Source organism: Sphingomonas qomolangmaensis, from assembly GCF_024496245.1.
GTDB lineage: Bacteria > Pseudomonadota > Alphaproteobacteria > Sphingomonadales > Sphingomonadaceae > Sphingomonas > Sphingomonas qomolangmaensis.
This window is the reverse complement of sequence record NZ_CP101740.1, coordinates 1,338,768-1,356,246: the sequence shown is the minus strand read 5'-3', so window position 1 is coordinate 1,356,246 and position 17,479 is coordinate 1,338,768. Positions and strand designations below refer to the sequence as shown.

Annotated in this window: 13 protein-coding genes; 10 read left to right on the top strand and 3 right to left on the bottom strand. The window is 67.5% G+C overall.

Annotation, left to right across the window (positions count from 1 at the left end; genetic code table 11):
* Positions 1 to 61 precede the first annotated feature (61 nt).
* Complete coding sequence (locus tag NMP03_RS06395; protein ID WP_256507656.1) at positions 62 to 3,184, top strand: PAS domain S-box protein; 3,123 nt, start codon at positions 62 to 64, stop codon at positions 3,182 to 3,184.
* Between the two features lie 69 nt (positions 3,185 to 3,253).
* Positions 3,254 to 3,652, top strand: coding sequence for a response regulator transcription factor (locus tag NMP03_RS06390; RefSeq protein WP_256507655.1), 399 nt, complete (start codon positions 3,254 to 3,256; stop codon positions 3,650 to 3,652).
* 42 nt (positions 3,653 to 3,694) lie between these two features.
* Here the strand turns inward: NMP03_RS06390 and copD are convergent, their stop codons facing one another.
* Positions 3,695 to 4,543, bottom strand: coding sequence for a copper homeostasis membrane protein CopD (gene copD, locus NMP03_RS06385; protein WP_256507654.1), 849 nt, complete (start codon positions 4,541 to 4,543; stop codon positions 3,695 to 3,697).
* Positions 4,544 to 4,546: 3 nt separating this feature from the next.
* Positions 4,547 to 4,933, bottom strand: a complete 387-nt coding sequence (gene copC / locus NMP03_RS06380; protein WP_256507653.1) for a copper homeostasis periplasmic binding protein CopC — start codon at positions 4,931 to 4,933, stop codon at positions 4,547 to 4,549.
* Positions 4,934 to 5,051: 118 nt separating this feature from the next.
* Here copC and NMP03_RS06375 point away from each other — a divergent pair, with 118 nt between their 5' ends.
* From NMP03_RS06375 to NMP03_RS06355, 5 genes are read left to right on the top strand one after another with little or no spacing between them, the layout of a single operon-like run.
* Positions 5,052 to 5,312: a hypothetical protein gene (locus NMP03_RS06375; protein ID WP_256507652.1), complete on the top strand. Its 261-nt coding sequence runs from the start codon at positions 5,052 to 5,054 to the stop codon at positions 5,310 to 5,312.
* Positions 5,309 to 5,743 carry a periplasmic heavy metal sensor gene (locus NMP03_RS06370; RefSeq protein WP_256507651.1) on the top strand — a complete coding sequence of 145 codons (435 nt, stop codon included), beginning with the start codon at positions 5,309 to 5,311 and terminating at the stop codon, positions 5,741 to 5,743. The genes NMP03_RS06375 and NMP03_RS06370 overlap by 4 nt, the downstream gene beginning before the upstream one ends.
* Positions 5,740 to 6,303 carry an RNA polymerase sigma factor gene (locus NMP03_RS06365; protein ID WP_256507650.1) on the top strand — a complete coding sequence of 188 codons (564 nt, stop codon included), beginning with the start codon at positions 5,740 to 5,742 and terminating at the stop codon, positions 6,301 to 6,303. Before NMP03_RS06370 ends, NMP03_RS06365 begins: the two co-directional genes overlap by 4 nt.
* A 48-nt stretch (positions 6,304 to 6,351) precedes the next feature.
* Positions 6,352 to 8,202 carry a copper resistance system multicopper oxidase gene (locus NMP03_RS06360; RefSeq protein ID WP_256507649.1) on the top strand — a complete coding sequence of 617 codons (1,851 nt, stop codon included), beginning with the start codon at positions 6,352 to 6,354 and terminating at the stop codon, positions 8,200 to 8,202.
* A complete protein-coding gene (locus NMP03_RS06355) occupies positions 8,199 to 9,212 on the top strand; it encodes a copper resistance protein B (protein WP_256507648.1) in 1,014 nt (337 codons plus the stop codon). The genes NMP03_RS06360 and NMP03_RS06355 overlap by 4 nt, the downstream gene beginning before the upstream one ends.
* Before the next feature lie 37 nt (positions 9,213 to 9,249).
* On the opposite strand, the gene NMP03_RS06350 is transcribed toward NMP03_RS06355, so the two are convergent.
* On the bottom strand, positions 9,250 to 11,709 hold the full coding sequence (locus tag NMP03_RS06350) for a zinc-dependent metalloprotease (RefSeq protein ID WP_256507647.1): 2,460 nt from the start codon (positions 11,707 to 11,709) through the stop codon (positions 9,250 to 9,252).
* Between the two features lie 115 nt (positions 11,710 to 11,824).
* On the opposite strand from NMP03_RS06350, the gene NMP03_RS06345 reads away from it, so the two are divergent.
* From NMP03_RS06345 to NMP03_RS06335, 3 genes are all read left to right on the top strand, one after another.
* A complete protein-coding gene (locus NMP03_RS06345) occupies positions 11,825 to 12,325 on the top strand; it encodes an Lrp/AsnC family transcriptional regulator (protein WP_256507646.1) in 501 nt (166 codons plus the stop codon).
* Positions 12,326 to 12,551: 226 nt separating this feature from the next.
* Positions 12,552 to 15,680 (top strand): TonB-dependent receptor plug domain-containing protein, encoded by a 3,129-nt coding sequence (locus NMP03_RS06340; protein ID WP_256507645.1) that lies wholly within the window; start codon positions 12,552 to 12,554, stop codon positions 15,678 to 15,680.
* A 26-nt stretch (positions 15,681 to 15,706) separates the two neighbouring features.
* Complete coding sequence (locus tag NMP03_RS06335; RefSeq protein WP_256508040.1) at positions 15,707 to 17,311, top strand: amidohydrolase; 1,605 nt, start codon at positions 15,707 to 15,709, stop codon at positions 17,309 to 17,311.
* Positions 17,312 to 17,479: the final 168 nt, after the last annotated feature.

Below are 17,479 nucleotides of genomic sequence, written 5' to 3'. Positions count from 1 at the left end.
TAACCCGCTGTTATCCTTTCGGGATTTACGACTGCCGCAGGAGACGGAAACTGAATCTGCAATGCATAGGATGATGCCGTGGTTGCGGGTCGCGGGGACGGCCGTCCTGTTTCTGATGCTGGCGCTGGCGGGGGCCGCGCTCACCCGCGGGACGGGCCCGGTCGCCGCGCTTTGGCTTCCCAACGCGTTTCTGGTCGTCGTCTTGTTCGGCGCCGACGCGCGGCGCGGCGTCACGCTGGCCGCATGCTTCGCCGCCAGCCTCGCGGCCAATCTGCTGTCGGGCTATAGCTGGCCGCTGGCGACCGCGCTTGCCGGATGCAACATCGTCGAGGTCGTGGCGATCGTCTGGGGCATGCGCCGTTTGGCGCCGGGGGCCGACCTCACCGAACTGAAGCCGCTGCTGATCTTCACCGTCTTGGCGGGCGGCATCGTGCCCGCGGCGGTCGCATCGCTGGCATCGGCGGCGTTCGAGCTGGGCGGCCAAGCGACGGGTGGGGCGGTGTGGCTGACCTATGCCAAGGCGCACGCGCTGGGGCAGATCGTGATCGTTCCGATCCTGCTCATTCTGATGCGTTCGCGGATCGCGCCGGTCCGGCGCACCCCGCAGAGCGTCGGCGAGGCGCTCGCCATCCTGGGGGCGGTGATCCTGGTATGCTTTGGCGTGTTCACCCAGGACCAGCTCCCGCTGCTGTTCCTGGTGACGCCGTTCGTGCTGTTGGCGACGTTCCGGCTCGGCGCCAAGGGCGCGGCCGGCGCGGTGATCGTCGTCGCGATCGCCAGCGGGCTCGCGACGTTTCTCGATACCGGGCCGATCGCGCTGGTCGACGGGGTGGGCGCTAGGCTCACGATCCTGCAGCTGTTCGTCGCCGCGAGTTTCATGTCGGCGTTGCCGGTGGCGGCGGCACTGGGCGAACGCGAGCGGCTGGCCGCGGCGCTGGGGGATAGCGAAGCGCAGCTGGCGTCGATCACCGACAATATGCGCGAAGTGGTGTTCCGCGCCGATCGCCAGGGCCGCTGGTCGTTCCTGAATCCCGCCTGGGAAGAACTCACCGGTTATAGCGTGGCCGAAAGCATCGGCCGCCCGGTGATCGAACTGGTACCTGCCGCAGACGCCCAGCGCATCCGCGAGCGCTGGACCGACCTGCTCAGCGGGGTGCGGAGCGAACTCGAGGTTCGAACCCAGTTACGGCACGCCAATGGCGAGCTGCGCTGGGTCGAGGCGACGATCCGCCGCCAGGGCGATCAAAAGGATGGCCGCCGCGATAGCATCGGCAGCATTCGCGACATCACCGACCGGCACGAACAGGCGATGGCGCTGGCGGCGCGTGAACGCGAGTTGCGGCTGGTGACCACCCATTCGGCCGACATGATCGTGCGCACCGGGGTCGACCGCGTTCGCCGCTATGTTTCGCCGCGCAGCCTGTCGTTGCTGGGATATCACCCCGAAGAGATCACCAACCAGGCGCCGTTCCATGGCATCCACCCCGATGATGTCGCCGACGTCGAGGCGCGATGCCTTGAGGCGATCGAAGCGAGCGGCCCTGCGCATTCGGTCTATCGCCAGCGCCATCGCGACGGGCATTATGTTTGGGTCGAGGCGAATTACAGCGTCGTGCGCGACGAGGCAACCGGCGAGGCGCTCGAGTTCATCGCCAGCGTTCGCGATTTCGGCGCGCGCGCGAAGCTCGAAGAGGAACTGCACAGCGCGCGCATTCGCGCCGAGGATGCCGCGCGGCTGAAGGCTGCGTTCCTGGCGAATATGAGCCACGAAATCCGTACCCCGATGAACGGGGTGATCGGCTTCACCGAATTGCTGCTCGCCGGCGATCTCGATGCCGAACAGCGGCGCTATGCCAGCCTGATCCGTGATTCGGGCCGCACGATGATGGCGTTGCTCAACGATATCCTCGACCTGTCGAAGATCGATGCCGATCAGATCGAAATCACCGACGAGCCGTTCGATCTGCTGCATACCATCAGCAGCAGCGTGCGCATGCTCATGGCCGACGCGGAAGCGAAGCACCTATCGATCGAGCTGGCGCTCGATGGCGATCTGCCCAAATATGTGATGGGCGACAGCCATCGCCTTCGCCAGATCCTGCTGAACCTGCTGTCCAACGCGATCAAGTTCACCGATTCCGGCCTTATCCGCGTCGGCGGCGGTCGCCACGGCGACATGCTCGAGATCCTGGTCGATGATAGCGGCAGCGGCATTCCGATCGATCGCCAGGCGTTGATCTTCGATCAATTCGTCCAGGGCGATGCGTCGATCGCGCGGCGCTATGGCGGTACCGGGCTTGGCCTGGCGATCAGCCGGCGGCTGGCGCGATTGATGGGCGGCGATCTTTGCCTCGCGCGATCCGATACCGCGGGAACGCGGATGCAGCTGAGCCTGCCGATGCGCATTGCCGATCCGGCGGCGGTGCCGCCGCCCAGGGTGTCGATGCTGCGACCGGTAAAGCCCAGTTCGCGCGCACGGATTCTGGTGGCCGAGGACGCCGAGATCAACCAGTTGCTGATCGAGGCATTGCTGACGCGCCACGGCCATGCGGTTCGCATCGTTCCCGATGGCGCGCAGGCGATCGCGGCCTTCGGGACCGACCCGCAGGCTTACGACCTGGTCCTCATGGACATGCAGATGCCCGTGGTCGACGGGGTCGAGGCGACGCGGCGCATCCGCGCGATGGGCGGGGCGGGGGCGACGGTGCCGATCGTCGCGTTCACCGCCAACGCCTTTGCCTCGGATGCCGAGCTGTGCCGGGCGGCGGGCATGAACGCGCATTTGTCCAAGCCGATCGACGTCGACGCGGTCATCGCGACGATCGCGCGGCTGCTCGGCGATCGCGCCTCCGCTGCGTCACCGCCGCCGCCGCCGGCTGCGGTGGAGGACCCCGCGGTGACTGCGCTGCGCGGCCGCTACGAGGCCGCCAAGCGCGGCTATTCGGCCGAGCTGCTGGCGCTGGAGGGCACGCTGCGCAGCGCCGATGACTACCACCAGCGCAAGGCGCGCACCACTATCGCCGGCATCTGCCACAAGCTGTCGGGATCGGCGGGGATGTTCGGCGAAGCCGATCTGGGCGCGGTTGCGCGGACGCTCGAGGAAGCGGCAATGGCCGATGGCGACGCCGCCCCGCTCGCCGATCACACCCGCCGCTTGGCCGAGGCGCTTGTCGAGTATTCGTGACATCGCCGTTCGCATCCAGCCGCCGCAGCCCGCGGTATCTAACTCGACCCCACATATGAGCGATTATCCATGTCCCTGATCCTGATTGCCGACGACGACGAACTCCTGGCCGCGCTGGTGCGATACAAGCTCGAAGCCGCCGGTCACCGCGTGATCGTTGCCGAAAACGGTGCCGCGGCGCTTGCCGCGGTCGAGCAAGATCGACCCGATCTGGTGGTGCTCGACGCGATGATGCCGATGCTGACGGGCTTCGAAGTGCTGGCGCGGCTGAAGCATGATCGCGCCACCGCGGGCTTGCCCGTCATCATGCTGACCGCGCGGCGGAGCGAGGACGACGTCGCCGCTGCTCTGCGTGGCGGTGCGGCGGATTATCTCACCAAGCCGTTCGTTCCCGAGGAATTGCTGATGCGCGTCGAAACCGCGCTCGCCCAGGCGCGTATGCCCGGCCAGCCCGGCACCGGACAGTAACCCGCCGGCGCTGGCCGACGCCCGCATGGCCGCTTGCCAGCGTCAGTCGGCAGGATCGAGCGCTCCCAGCACGGCGACGCACCCCAGCACGGCAAGCGCCAGCACCAACTCGATCCGCAGGCTGCGCCGGATCGCCGATGTCGCGCTTTCGCCGGCGCCATCGTCGAGGGCGCGAGCGAGGCGTGGGGTCAGGCACCAGCGATTGGCCGCGGCGATCGACAGCATCGCGCCGAACAGCGCAAGCTTCAGCGCGAGCAGCGCGCCGTACGGGTTGAAGAGCGCCAGTGGGTCGGCGATCAGCAGCAGATTGGCAACGCCGCTCGCTCCCAGGGCCGCGACAATCAGGGTTCCGATCGGCGAAAAGCCCCGCATCGCCGACAGCAGCACCGTCGGCGCGACCGCGCTATTCCCGGCTGCCCGCAGCAGCCGAACCAGCGCGCCGAGCCACACCGCCCCCGCTACCAGATGCGCGACGTCGCTCGCACGGTGCGCTACCCCTGTCGCTGCCTCGGTCGCGCCGGCATGTCCTTGCCAGGCGAGCGAGCCGAGCGCGATCAGCGCAAACCATGGCCAAAGTCGCGTAAGGCTGATCAGGAGCACGACCGCTGCGAGCGCCGCAATCCGCACCGCGGTTGCTGCCCCCAACGCGGTATCGAACGCAAGGAAGCGAAGCATGGCGGGGTCGAGCAGCGCCGGATCGCCGCCCACCATCGCCAACGCTGTAAAGCCGAACTGCGCGACCGCGATGACGATGCCCGCCACCGCCAGTCCGAGCATCGTCCGCTTCGCCCAGGCGGACAGCGGCAGGCCCAGCGGGACGAGCAGCCCCGCCAGCAGCATCAGATCGGCATAGGCGGCGAAGCGCAGCGCGATCGTCGCCCAGCCGTCCATCGATCAGCCCACGTTGAAGCGGTGCTGCCCGGTGATACGGTGCGTATCGCCGCCAACGACGTGCCAGTCGATGCGGTAGGAGCCGGCGGGCAGCGGCTTTGCCGACACCAGTTCGAGCGACTTGCCGTCGGCGCCGACCTTGGCGGTCACGCCGCTCATCTTCATGTCCGGGTGGTTCTGCATGCCGGGCATCCCGGTCATGATCAGCGTGGCGCCCGATAGCGGTGCCATCAGCTTTTCGCTGAAAACCAGCACGATCCGCGTCGTCGCCTTGACGCTGGCGTCGGCGGCGGGGGTCGCCGAAACCAGCTTGGGATGCGCGACGGCGGGGGCGGCGATGGCCACGCCCGCAAGCGCGAGCGCGAGGGTGAGCTTTGAAAACATGCGCATGGGTTTCTCCGTTGATCGTGTTAGCCGATACGCGGGCACGGCATCGATCCCTCATTCGGCGCATGAGGGATTTTCCTGCAAGGCGCGTATCGAGCATAGACGGGCTCGGGAAGATGCGATGAACGACATGCTGGACGAACGATTGCAGGGGCTCGCGGCGGCACACGCCCCGGTCGCGCTCGATGGCTTGGAAGCGCGGGTGCTCGGCGCGATCACCGAACGGCGCACTGCCACGCGCATGGCGGGCTATGCCGCGGCGGCGGCGCTTGGGGTGGGGATCGCCAGCGCCGCGCTGCCGCCGCGCGCAGCGGTCGCGGCACCACCCGCGCCATTGTTGGGGCATAGCCCGCTCGCGCCCTCGGCGCTGCTGCTCGAATGATGCGGCGCTATCTGACGATCGCGGTGATCGCGTTCGCCGCCGCGCTGGCGGGCGTCTTTCTCGGGCAATGGCTGATGCCCAAGGCGCCGCCGCCGGGTGCCGAACTCCATGCCGTCTTGCACGAGCGGCTCGACCTCGACAGCGATCAGGAACGCGCGCTCGAACGGCTCGAGGCGCGGTTCGCGGTGCGCCGCCGGGCGTTCGAGGACGAAATGCGCGCCGAGAACCGCGCGCTGGCGGCGGCGATCGCTGCCGAACATGGCGACGGACCGCGCGTCGCGGCGGCGGTCGACGCCTCGCACCGCACGATGGGCGCGCTGCAAAAGGCGACGATCGCGCACATCTTCGCGATGCGCGCGCTGCTGCGCCCCGACCAGGCGGCGGCGTTCGACGCCGCCGTTACCAGAGCGCTGACCGAAGCGCACCAGTGAGCGACACGGCGGGGCCGAGCGACGCCGAACTGGCGGCGGCGGCGCGCGCGGGCGATCAGCGCGCGTTCGCCGCGATCGTCACGCGGCACAAGGCGGCGCTGCACCGGTTGGTCGCGCGGATCATCGGTGATCGCGAACAGGCGCTCGACGTCGTGCAGGAAAGCTTCGTCGCCGCCTTCGGCGCGCTCGGGCGCTACGACCCCGCGCGGCCGATGCACGCATGGCTCAGCCGGATCGCGATCAACAAGGCGCGCGACTGGCAACGGCGGCAAGCAGTGCGCCGCTTTGTCGGCGCGGTGCTGCCCTTCGCCGCCGATAGCGCCGAGGTCGCGACCGACCAGCCCGGCCCCGATCGGATCGCCGAGGGGCGCGCCGCGGTCGCCGAGCTCGAGCGGGCGATCGCGGCGCTGCCGCACCGGCTGCGCGAGGTGCTGGTGCTGCGGACGATCGAGGGGCTCGATCAGGCGGAAACCGCCGGGCTGCTGGGGATCAGCGCGAAGGCGGTCGAAACGCGGCTGTATCGCGCGCGGGCGCGGCTGGCCGAATTGCTTGAGGGATAAGGCCGCGGCGCGCGTATCGACGGGCATGGCATGCAGGACGGGAAGACAATGAGCGCGAAAATCGATCGGCGCGCGCTGTTGCGCGGTGTCGCCACCGGCGGCGCGGGCGCGGCGCTGGCGGGGTGGATGCCCGCCTGGGCGCAGACCCACCATGCGGGGCTGTCGCCCGCGCTCCCCAGCGTCTCGGGCGAGGATATCCGGCTTACGATCGGGCACGTCATGCGCACGATCGACGGGCGATCGAGCCACGGCATCGGCATCAACGGCACCGTCCCCGGCCCGCTGATCCGGCTGCGCGAGGGACAGACGGTGCGACTGCACGTCGACAACCAGCTCGACGAGGACAGCTCGATCCACTGGCATGGGCTGATCCTGCCGTTCCACATGGATGGCGTGCCCGGGGTGAGCTTTCCCGGCATCGCCGCGCGATCGACCTTCACCTATGAATTCCCGATCCGGCAGGCGGGGACCTATTGGTATCACAGCCATTCGGGGCTGCAGGAACAGATGGGGCATTATGGCCCGATCGTCATCGATCCCGCGGGCACCGACCCGGTCACGTCGGATCGCGAGCACGTCATCGTGCTGTCGGATCACAGCCCGCTTCACCCGCATGCGATCTTCAAGAAATTGAAGCAGATGGGGGGATATTTCAACTATCAGAAGCAGACCCTCGCCGATCAGCTGAAGGGCAGGGGGCAGTCCGCCGCCGAGCGCGCCGAATGGGGTGCGATGCGCATGGACCCGACCGACGTCGCCGACGTCACCGGATCGACCTATACCTATCTGGTCAACGGCCACGGCCCCACGGACCATTGGACCGCGCTGTTCCGGCCCGGCGAGCGGGTTCGGCTGCGCTTCGTCAACGCATCGGCGATGACGACCTTCAACGTCCGCATCCCCGGGCTGAAGATCACCATCGTCCAGGCGGATGGCCTGCCGGTGCGACCCGTGAGCGTCGACGAATTCCAGATCGCGGTCGCCGAGACCTATGACGCGATCGTCGAGCCCGCCGACAACCGCGCCTATGCATTGGTCGCCGAGAGCGTCGATCGGTCGGGGATGGCGGTCGCGATGCTCAGCCCGCGCGCGGGAATGGCGGCGAAAGTCCCACCGCTGCGCCAGCGTCCGCTCGCGACGATGAAGGACATGGGCATGGGCGCGATGGACCATGGCGGCGGGGGGATGGATCATGCCGCGATGGGGCATGGCGGTGCGATTGCGGCGCCGATCGTCGACCCTGCCTGTCCGCCCGAACATGCGCAAATGGGGCATTGCACGCCCGGCGCGACGACACCGCTTCCTGGCGGCGGCGCAGCGGCGGCAGCCGGCGGCATGGACCATTCGATGCGCGACTTTTCGGTCGTTCCCGAGAGCGTCGCCAAGACCCCGACGGTCCAGAGCATTTCGCCGATGCCGATCGACCGCACCGGCGAGCCCGGTCAAGGGCTGGCCGATGCCGGGCACCGCGTATTGGTGTATCGCGACCTGGTCGCGCTCGAGCGGAACCCCGATGTCCGCGCGCCCGATCGCGAGCTCGAAATCCATCTGACCGGCAATATGGAACGCTATATGTGGGCGTTCGACGGGCGCAAATTCTCCGAGATTACCAAGCCGATCGGCTTCCTCGAAGGCGAACGGGTGCGCGTCAAGCTGGTCAACGACACGATGATGGGCCACCCGATCCACCTGCACGGCCATTTCTTCGAGCTGGTGACGGGGCATGGCGATCATTCGCCGCGAAAGCACACCGTCAACGTCCAGCCCGGCGGGATCGTCACCTTCGACTTCACCGCCGATGCGGTGGGCGACTGGGCGTTTCACTGCCATATGCTGTACCATATGCACGCCGGCATGATGCAGGTGGTGTCGGTGCGCCCGCGCGGGGACGCCGCATGATCGGCCTGTCGATCGCCGCGGCGCTGTCGGCGGTGCCGGTTGCGCAGGACCATTCGGCGCATGGGGCGGCGGCACCCGCTGCACCCATGCCGCAGGCGAACGGCTGCACCCCCGAACACGCCGCGATGGGCCATTGCGAGATGCCCGCGTCCGCCGAGCCGGCGCCGCAACCGAGCGACGCCGATTGCCCGCCCGAACATGCGGCGATGGGGCATTGCACGCCCAAGCCCGCTCCAGCCGCCGGTCGCCCGGCGTCGGCCCCACCGCTGCCCGCCGGCAATGCGCCCGCGCCCGAAATCGCCGAGGCGGACTATGCCGATCGCATCTGGGGCCGCGATGCGATGGCGCCGGTCCGCGCCGCGATCCGCGCCGAACATGGCGGCGCCAGCTTCAGCCAGATCATGATCGACATCGCCGAGCTGCAAATCCGCAGCGGTCGCGAAGGCTATCGCTGGGAAGGCGAAGCCTGGTTCGGCGGCGACATCAACCGGCTGGTTGTGAAAACCGAGGGGGAGGGCGTGTTCGGCAGCGGACCCGAGGATGCAGAGGCGCAGGCGCTGTATAGCCGAGCGATCGGGCCCTATTTCAACCTGCAGGCAGGCGCGCGGCAAGACTTTGCGCCCGGGACGCCGACCTATGCGGTGATTGGCGTCGAGGGATTGGCGCCCTATTGGTTCGAGGTCGAAGCGCATGGCTTCGTATCGACCAGCGGCGACCTGCTAGCGCGCGTGGCGGCGAGCTACGACCAGCGCCTCACCCAGCGGCTGATCCTGCAGCCGCGAGCCGAACTGAACCTGGCGGCGCAGGACGTGCCCCAGAGCGGTATCGGCGCAGGCCTGTCCGATGCCGAGTTCGACCTGCGGCTTCGCTACGAAATCGTCCGCGAATTCGCGCCCTATGTCGGCATCTCGCACACGATGAAGACCGGACGAACCGCCGACTTCGCCCGGGCGAATGGCGAGGGCGCTTCGTCGACGAGTTTCGTGGTCGGAGTCCGGGCGTGGTTCTGAGCTGATGAGGCTGCGGCGCTCGGCGGCGTAGGCCGGCTCAGTCGCCGAACCAGCCGGTTTCGCCGATCGGCATGCCCGGCGGGACCGGCGGGGTGGCGGGCATCTTGTCGAGCTCGCGCTCGAGCCGCTCGTCGTCGGCGAGCAAAGTCGCCAAGTGGCGGCGCCAGGCGGCATCCTCGCCCGATCCGCGCTGGCCGAAGCTGGTCGCGAGGCGTTGCAGCCGGTCGCCGATCGCCGCGGCGACCTCGGGCGAGGCCATCGGATCGCGTCCCGCACGCGCCATGCTCATCACGGTGCGGAAAGCGATGCGGCGTCCGACCGCATCCTGGCGCGGTGCGATCGCGGCGGCTTCGAGCCGGTCGAACAGCGTGTCGAGGCCGGGCAGCGATGGATCGCGGCGATGCTGTTCGACCATGCGCGCGAGGCGTGCGGGGGCGAGCAGCGAGCCGAGCGTCACTTGCGCGGCGACATCGGCGGCGACCAGCGGATCGAACGCTGCGGCGCCCGAGGTGCGGAAGATCTCCTGGGTATATTGCGGATCGTCGCGCGCGGTGGTGGCCGACGACAGCGGCATTACCAGCGCTGCCGGCACCGTCAGCGTGTCGGCCGACAGCGTCGCGAGCATCGCGTCGATCGCCGCCAATTGCACGTCGGCGGCGACCGGGATGGCGGGGGGCTGGCCGTCGCCCGCGACCGCATAGCTATAGTCGATCCCGCCGATCAGCTTGCCCGCGGCTTCGGCGGCATAGCGATGGAGCAGCCAGACGGGGACGAACTTGCGGCGCAGGTTCGACAGTGGCTCGTCCTGTCGCAGCACGGCTGGGCCGAAATTGGTGAGCGCGACGCGGCGTACCGCGAGCGTCTGGCGAAGATGCGCGACCGGGTCGGCGCCGTCGTCCCACATGCTGCCCCAAGAGCTGGCGGCATCGGCCGAGCGGCCATCGACATCGGTGATGAAGCGCATGCCGCTTGCCATCGCGGCCTTGGCCTTGGCGCGCGCGGCGGCGTCGGGGTCGATGCCGGGGGCGGGATCGGCATAGAGCCAGTCGACGGTGAAATCGTCCCATTTGCCGCCGGGCGGGGCATAGGCGTCGGACAGGTCGATGCGGCCGTCGGTGAGCTTCAGCCGCGGCCCGGGATAGTCCATTACCGAGGCGCGCTCCTGCGTGCTGGCGGCGAAATTATGCATGATGCCGATCGCGTGGCCGACTTCGTGCGCGCCAAGCTGGCGGATACGGTCGAGCGAGGCGCGGACCGGGTCCTGCGGGCCGCCGCTGCCATTGCCCGCGGTACCGACCAGTCCTTCGAAGATGATCATGTCCTGGCGCACGCGCAGCGCGCCGATGACGACATTGCCCTTCACGATCTCGCCCGTGCGCGGATCGACGATGCCGCCGCCATAGGACCAGCCGCGCGTCAGCCGGTTCGACCAGTTGACCATGTTGTAGCGCACGTCGAGCGGATCGGCGTCCTCGGGCAGCAACTCAGCGCGGAAGGCACCGACCAGCCCGGCCGCGTCGAAGGCGCGGGTCCAATAGTTCACGCCCTCCATCAGCGCGGTGCGGATCGGTTCGGGGGCGGCGCGATCGATATAGAAGACGATCGGCTTCTTGACCGGCGAGCGTGCTGCCGCGGGATCGGTCTTTTCGAGGCGGAAGCGGTTGGCGACCTGTTGCACCACCGGCGCGCCGAGCGGCGTGCCATAGTCGTAATATTGGTTGCCGCCCGCCGCCGAGCGGATGTCGAACGCGCGCGCGGTGTAGCCGGGCGCTGGCAGGCGGATGAAGCTGTGGTGGACGACGAAGCTGGTCTGGCGCGGTTCGGGGGACAGGCGTTCGACTTCGCGGCCCGGCGTCTCGGTCTGATAGGTCTGGAGCGCGTCGATCTCGATATTGTCGGGGAAGGCTTTGACCGAAGCGGTATCGACCGCGCTCAGGCCCTCGGCGAGGCGGAAGCCGCGTCCGCCGCCGCCACCGCCACCCGCGCCGCCGGGGCTCGCACCGGCGGGGGCACCGCGGTTGAGCGTGTCGGCGATGCCGATCACGTCGCGGGTGAGGAAGGGGGTCATGTCGACTACTAGCGGGCCGCGGTCCCCGGTATCGACCACCTCGAGCATCGCGACGATGCTGAAGGGGAAGCTGGTGCGGCCGCCTTCGGCCACCTTGGTGTCGCCGGTGGCGCGGAATCGGTGGTTCTCGAAGGTGACGGCGACCTTCTCGCCGATCCGGCGAAAGGCGATGATCTGCTCGCCGCCGAGCATCCCGCGATCGAGGCGGAGATCGGCCGAGCCGAGCCCGGTGCGCAGTGCGGTGGCGTAGAGAAAGCGACCCGAGACGCCATCCGCATCGGCGGCGGGGAGGGTGAAGAGCACGCGGCCGTCGGCGGGGTTTGCGCGGACCGGGAGCAGGGTGGGAGCGGTTTGCTGAGACTGCGCATGCGCCGGAATTGCGCCGACCAGCGATACGGCGGCCGCCGTCATCCACCATTTCATCTGCATGCGTGCGTCCCCCTGTTATCTGCCCGAGGCTAGCATGATCGATGTTGCGCTTTCCGGCAATCAACAGCAGTTTTGACACAGATTGCGCCGCTATCCTGCGCCAGGGAGACGCTACTTGCCCGAAACCATCACCAACGATCTGAACTCCACCGATTTTCGAATCTTGCGTGAATTGGTCAAGGACGGGCGCGCGTCCGACGTCGCGCTGGGCGAGCGGGTGCATCTTTCGAGCACTGCTACCGCGCGCCGCCGCAAGCTGCTCGAGGAACGCGGGATCATCCAGGGCTATACCGCCGATGTCGACATGGCGAAGCTTGGGTTCAGCATCGGCGTGCTGGTGCAGATCGAACTGAGCAGCCAGGCCGAGCAGGTGCTCAACGAGTTCGAGGCGGCGGTGGTGAAATGTCCCTCGATGTCGTTCTGCAGCTTCGTATCGGGCGACATCGATTTCATCATGATGGTGCACGTCAAATCGTTCGACGATTACGACCGCGTGTATCGCAAGGAATTGTCGACGCTGCCGCATGTCGCGCGGGTGCGCAGCAGCTTCCTGATGCGCGAAGTAACGACTCGCCAGGTCGCGCCGACGGCATTGCGCGCGACCCTGGTGCGCTGATGCACAAAAACTGCGCGCAGGCGGCGAATCACGCAGGAATCAGTCAATACGGACCTAAGTTGAGGCCTAAAATTGCCGGAAACCGGCGCGCGGCTGCTGCTAGGCTGTGCAAACCGCAACGATAGCCGAGCGCGAAAAGCAGCCGGCACAGTGCGGTGCAGGGAACCAAGAAACGCGAACCGCCGGGAGAGGAACACCCAAGGCCACGCATTCAAGGGGGTCCCATATGCAGTTTTCGCGCAGCGTCGCCATGCCCAACGCCGTCGTATCGCTTCACCGCCGCCGTCGCCTGCTGCTGGGCGCGGGTGCCGCAATGGCAATGTGCCTGAGCGCGCAGATCGCCGCCGCGCAGACGGCCGCCCAAACTGCCGCCCAGACTGCCGCATCGCAGGCGGTTCCCGATCCGTTGCCCGCCGACCAGACCAATAGCGGTCCGGGCAAGTCGTCGCCGGGCGAGGGCGAGATGGTCAATACGCCGGGGGGCAAGCCTGAGCTGGCGACCGATCCGCTGAGCGGCGAGAGCGTGGTGCTGGACGACGGGCAGGACGACGGGCAAATCATCATCACCGGGTCGCGGATCGAGCGCGACGGCTATACCGCGCCGACCCCGGTGAGCGTGATCAGCGCCAAGGAACTGCAGACCGAGGCTCCCGCCAACATCGCCGATTTCGTCAACACGCTGCCGTCGGTGCGCGGCAGTTCGACCGCGAGCAACTCGTCGGGGTCGCTTTCGAACGGGCTGGCGGGGATTGCTTCGGTAAACCTGCGCTCCCTGGGTGCCAACCGGACGTTGGTGCTGTTCGACGGGCAAAGATCGGTCGCGTCGTCGACCACCGGGATCGTCGACGTCAACACCTTCCCGCAAGGGCTGATCGAGCGGATCGAGGTCGTCACCGGCGGTGCGTCGTCGGCCTATGGCTCGGACGCTGTGTCGGGGGTGATCAACTTCATCCTCGATCGCGACTTCACCGGGCTCAAGGGCGATTACGAATTTGGCGTTACCAATTATTCGGACGGGGCGAACCATAAGGTGTCGCTGACGGGCGGCTTGCCCTTCGCCGATGGACGCGGCCATCTGATCGTGAGCGCCGAGGCGTTCACGCAAAAGGGCCAGCACACGATCGACCGCGACTGGAACCAGGCGGGCTTCTTCCAGATCGACAACCCCGCTTATACCGCGACCAACGGCCAGCCCGCGCGGCTGGTGCAAGGCGGGATCGGTACATCGCAGTTCACGCCGGGCGGGCTCATCAGCACCGGGCCGTTTCGCGGTACCTATTTCGGCACGATCGGCGCCAGCGGCGCGAGCCTGAACCAGCTGCAGTTCGGCGCGACCAACGGCCAGTGGATGGTCGGCGGCGACTACGAGATCACGCGGCAAGGCCATGTCGGTAGCAACACGCTGATCCCCGACGAGGACCGGTCGAGCATCTTCGGGCGTGTCGAATATGAGGTGATGCCCGAGGCGACCTTGTTCCTGACCGGCAGCTTCGCGCATTACGAAGGCGTCAGCTTCTACCAGCAGACGCCGACCACCGGGGTGACGCTGCAAGTGGCGCCGAGCGCGGCCAATGGCGGCTTGATCAACGCCTATCTGCCTACCGCCTTCGTCAGCCAGGTGAATGCGTACAACGCGACCCCAGGCAATGCGCGGGTGAACACCGTCGCGATCGGGACGAGCAATGCCGGCATCCCGGCGCAGGGCAGCAACAACACCCGCGACGTGTTTCGCATCGTCGGCGGGGTCGAGGGCGAGTTCAACGCGATCGGGCGCGAATGGAGCTGGGACGCCTATGTCCAGCGCGGCGTCGCCAAGGTCGACGAGCTGCTGACCAACACCTGGAACACGGCGAAGCTGGCGCTGGCGACCGATGCGGTGCGCGCGCCGGCGGGCAACGCCGCGGGGATCGCGGCCGGCACGATCGTCTGCCGATCTACGCTGACCAATGCGGGCAATGGCTGCGTGCCGATCAACCGGGTCGGGGTAGGCGGGGTGACGCAGGGCGCGCTCGACTATATCTTCAACGACGGCAACCAGCCGCTGCGCGAACAGACGCTGACGCAGACGGTGTCGGCGCTCAACTTCTCGACCAAACGCCTGTTCGACAATTGGCAGGGGCCGGTGTCGATCGCGTTCGGTGCCGAGGCGCGGCGCGAATCGGTGACCGGCACCGTCGATCCGCAGTTCAATTCGGGCTGGATCTACGGCAACTACCTCGTCACCGAGGGGCAATATTCGGTCTATGAAGGCTATCTCGAAACGGTGTTCCCGTTGTTCGAGGGTGCCGATTTGAACGGCGCCTACCGGCTGACTAACTATTCGACCTCGGGCAGCGTCAGCACCTGGAAAGTGGGACTGAGCTGGCAGCCGATCGACGATTTCCGGCTGCGCGGCACCGTCTCGCGCGACATCCGCGCACCCAACCTCGGCGAATTGTTCGCGCCGGGCACCGCGCGGACCAACACCGTCAACGTGCCGCTGGCAGGGGGCGGCTTCCGCGCCGATCAGTTCCTCGAACAGACGGTGGGCAATGCCGATCTCGCGCCCGAAGTCGCCGAGACCTATGGCGCGGGGATCATCTTCACCCCGACCTTCGTGCCGGGGTTCGCGGCGTCGATCGATTACTATAATATCGACCTGAGCGGCGCGATCAGCAACTACACCGCGCAGACGACGGTGAACCTTTGCTACGAGCAGGCGACCGCGCAGGCGTGCGAGAACATCACCACCACCGCGGGCGCAGGCGTGACGACGGCGGGGGCGGCGATCACCGGCATCCGGCTGATCCCGTTCAACTTCGTCGGTATCCAGTCCGAAGGGCTCGATTTCGAGGCGAGCTATCGCCGTCCGCTGGGCGACGGGCAGCTGACGCTGCGCGCGCTGGCGACGCATTATCTGAGCCTCTACACCGACAATGGCGTCGATTTCCCGACCCAGGCGGCGGGGCAGAATAGCGGCAATACCCCCGACTGGACCTATCGCCTGACCGCCGCCTACGACCAGGGCGGGGTCGGACTCCAGCTGACCGGGCGCGGGCTGTCGGGCGGGGTGTACGACAACAGCTTCATCGAGTGCCAGACGACCTGCCCGCCCTCGACGGTACAGAACCGCACGATCAACGACAACCAGATCGAAGGCGCCTTCTACCTCGATTTCGCGGCGAATTATGGCTTCGAGGTGCAGGGGGCCAAGCTGCAGGCGTTCCTGTCGGTGCGCAACCTGCTCGATACCGATCCGGTGCTGGTGGGCAACGGCCCGACGGGCAACAATACCCCCGCTTATCCGCAGACCAACCGCAACCTCTACGACTTTCTCGGCCGCGTATATCGGCTGGGAATCCGCTTCTCATACTGATGCCGAACCCTGGGAGAGCATGGATGATGTCACCGATTTCACGTTTGATCGCGGCTGCGCTGGTGCCCGCGCTGACCGTCACGCCGATCGCCGCACGGGCGCAGACTGCCGCTGCCCCTGCCAACGACGCGCTCAAGGCCGAGGCGGCGGCGGGGGTCGAGGCGCAGGCCAAGCTGGTGCAGGAGATGGTCGATTCGGTCTTCAGCTTCGCCGAGCCGGGCTTTCAGGAATTCCAGACGATGGAATATCTGACCGGCATCCTCGCCAAGAACGGCTTCACGATCACCAAGGGAGTGGCGGGAATCCCCACCGCCTGGACCGCGACCTGGGGCAGCGGCGGGCCGCTGATCGCGCTGGGAAGCGACGTCGACGGCTTGCTGGGGTTGAGCCAGATGCCCGGGTCGCCGACGCTGAAACCCATCGTCGAGGGCGCGCCGGGGCATGGCGAGGGGCATAATTCGGGGATGCCGCTGGTGATCGCCGCGGCGATCGCCGCCAAGCAGGTGATGCAGAAGCACAAGATCCCCGGCCGGCTGATGCTGTGGCCCGGCGTCGCCGAGGAATTGCTCGCGACCAAGGCCTATTATGTCCGCGAAGGGCTGTTCAAGGATGTCGACGCCTGCATCTTCACCCATGTCAGCAGCGATTTCGGCACCGGCTGGGGCAATATGGGCAACAACGCGCTCGTCTCGGCCGAATATAGCTTCAAGGGCAAGACCGCGCATTCGGCGGGGCAGCCCTGGGAAGGTCGCAGCGCGCTCGACGCGGTCGAACTGATGGACATCGCCTGGAACATGCGGCGCGAGCATCTGCCGGTGACGCAGCGTTCGCACTACGTCATCACCGAGGGGGGCGGCCAGCCCAACATCGTCCCCGACAAGGCGACGGTCTGGTATTATTTCCGCGACCAGGACTTTGCCAGCGTCCGCAAGATGTACGAAACCGGCACCGAGATTTCGAAGGCGGCGGCGATGGGGACGGGCACGACGGTCGAGCACCGGTTGCTCGGCTATGCCGCGCCCAATTTCGGCAACAAGCCGCTCGCCGAGGCAGCCTGGGCGAATATCAAGGCGGTGGGCATGCCGAGCTGGTCGGCCGACGACCAGGCGTTCGCCAAGGCGGTGCAGACCAGCAACGGCCGCACCCCCAAGCCGCTGTCGACCGAAGTGCTGCCGCTATCGACCCCCGACACGCGCGAGCGATCGCTGGGCGGCGGATCGGACGATATCGGCGACATCATGTGGACGGTGCCGACGATCACAGTGCGCTTTCCGTCGAACATCCCCAGCCTGATCGGGCACAACGTGCTGTCGGCGATCGCGATGGCGACGCCGATCGCGCACAAGGGCGCGGTGTCGGGCGCCAAGGCGGTGTCGATGACGGTGATCGACCTGATGACCTCGCCGCAGCTGGTGTCCGAGGCCAAGACCTTCTTCACCGACGTCCAGCTGAAGGACCAGAAATACGACCCGGTGGTGACCGCCGCCGACAAGCCCGCGATCCATCTGAACCAGGCGGTGATGGAGCGGATGCGCCCGGCGCTGAAGCCCTATTATTACGACCCCAAGAAGCACAAATCCTATCTCGACCAACTGGGGGTGAGCTATCCCGGCGCGGTCGGGGGGCAATAGGGTCTGTTTTTTGCGAGTGCAGACAGGCGTTTGTACCCCTGGGGCCAGCGCCGCGCCTGACGCGTCAGGAGCAGGGGTGGGCAGGGTCGTCGGGCCGGATCATCATCGGCTGCCGTCTGATCGCGGTCGGTGGGTTGCGGGGTGGGGCGTGAGCCAAGCCAAGGAACG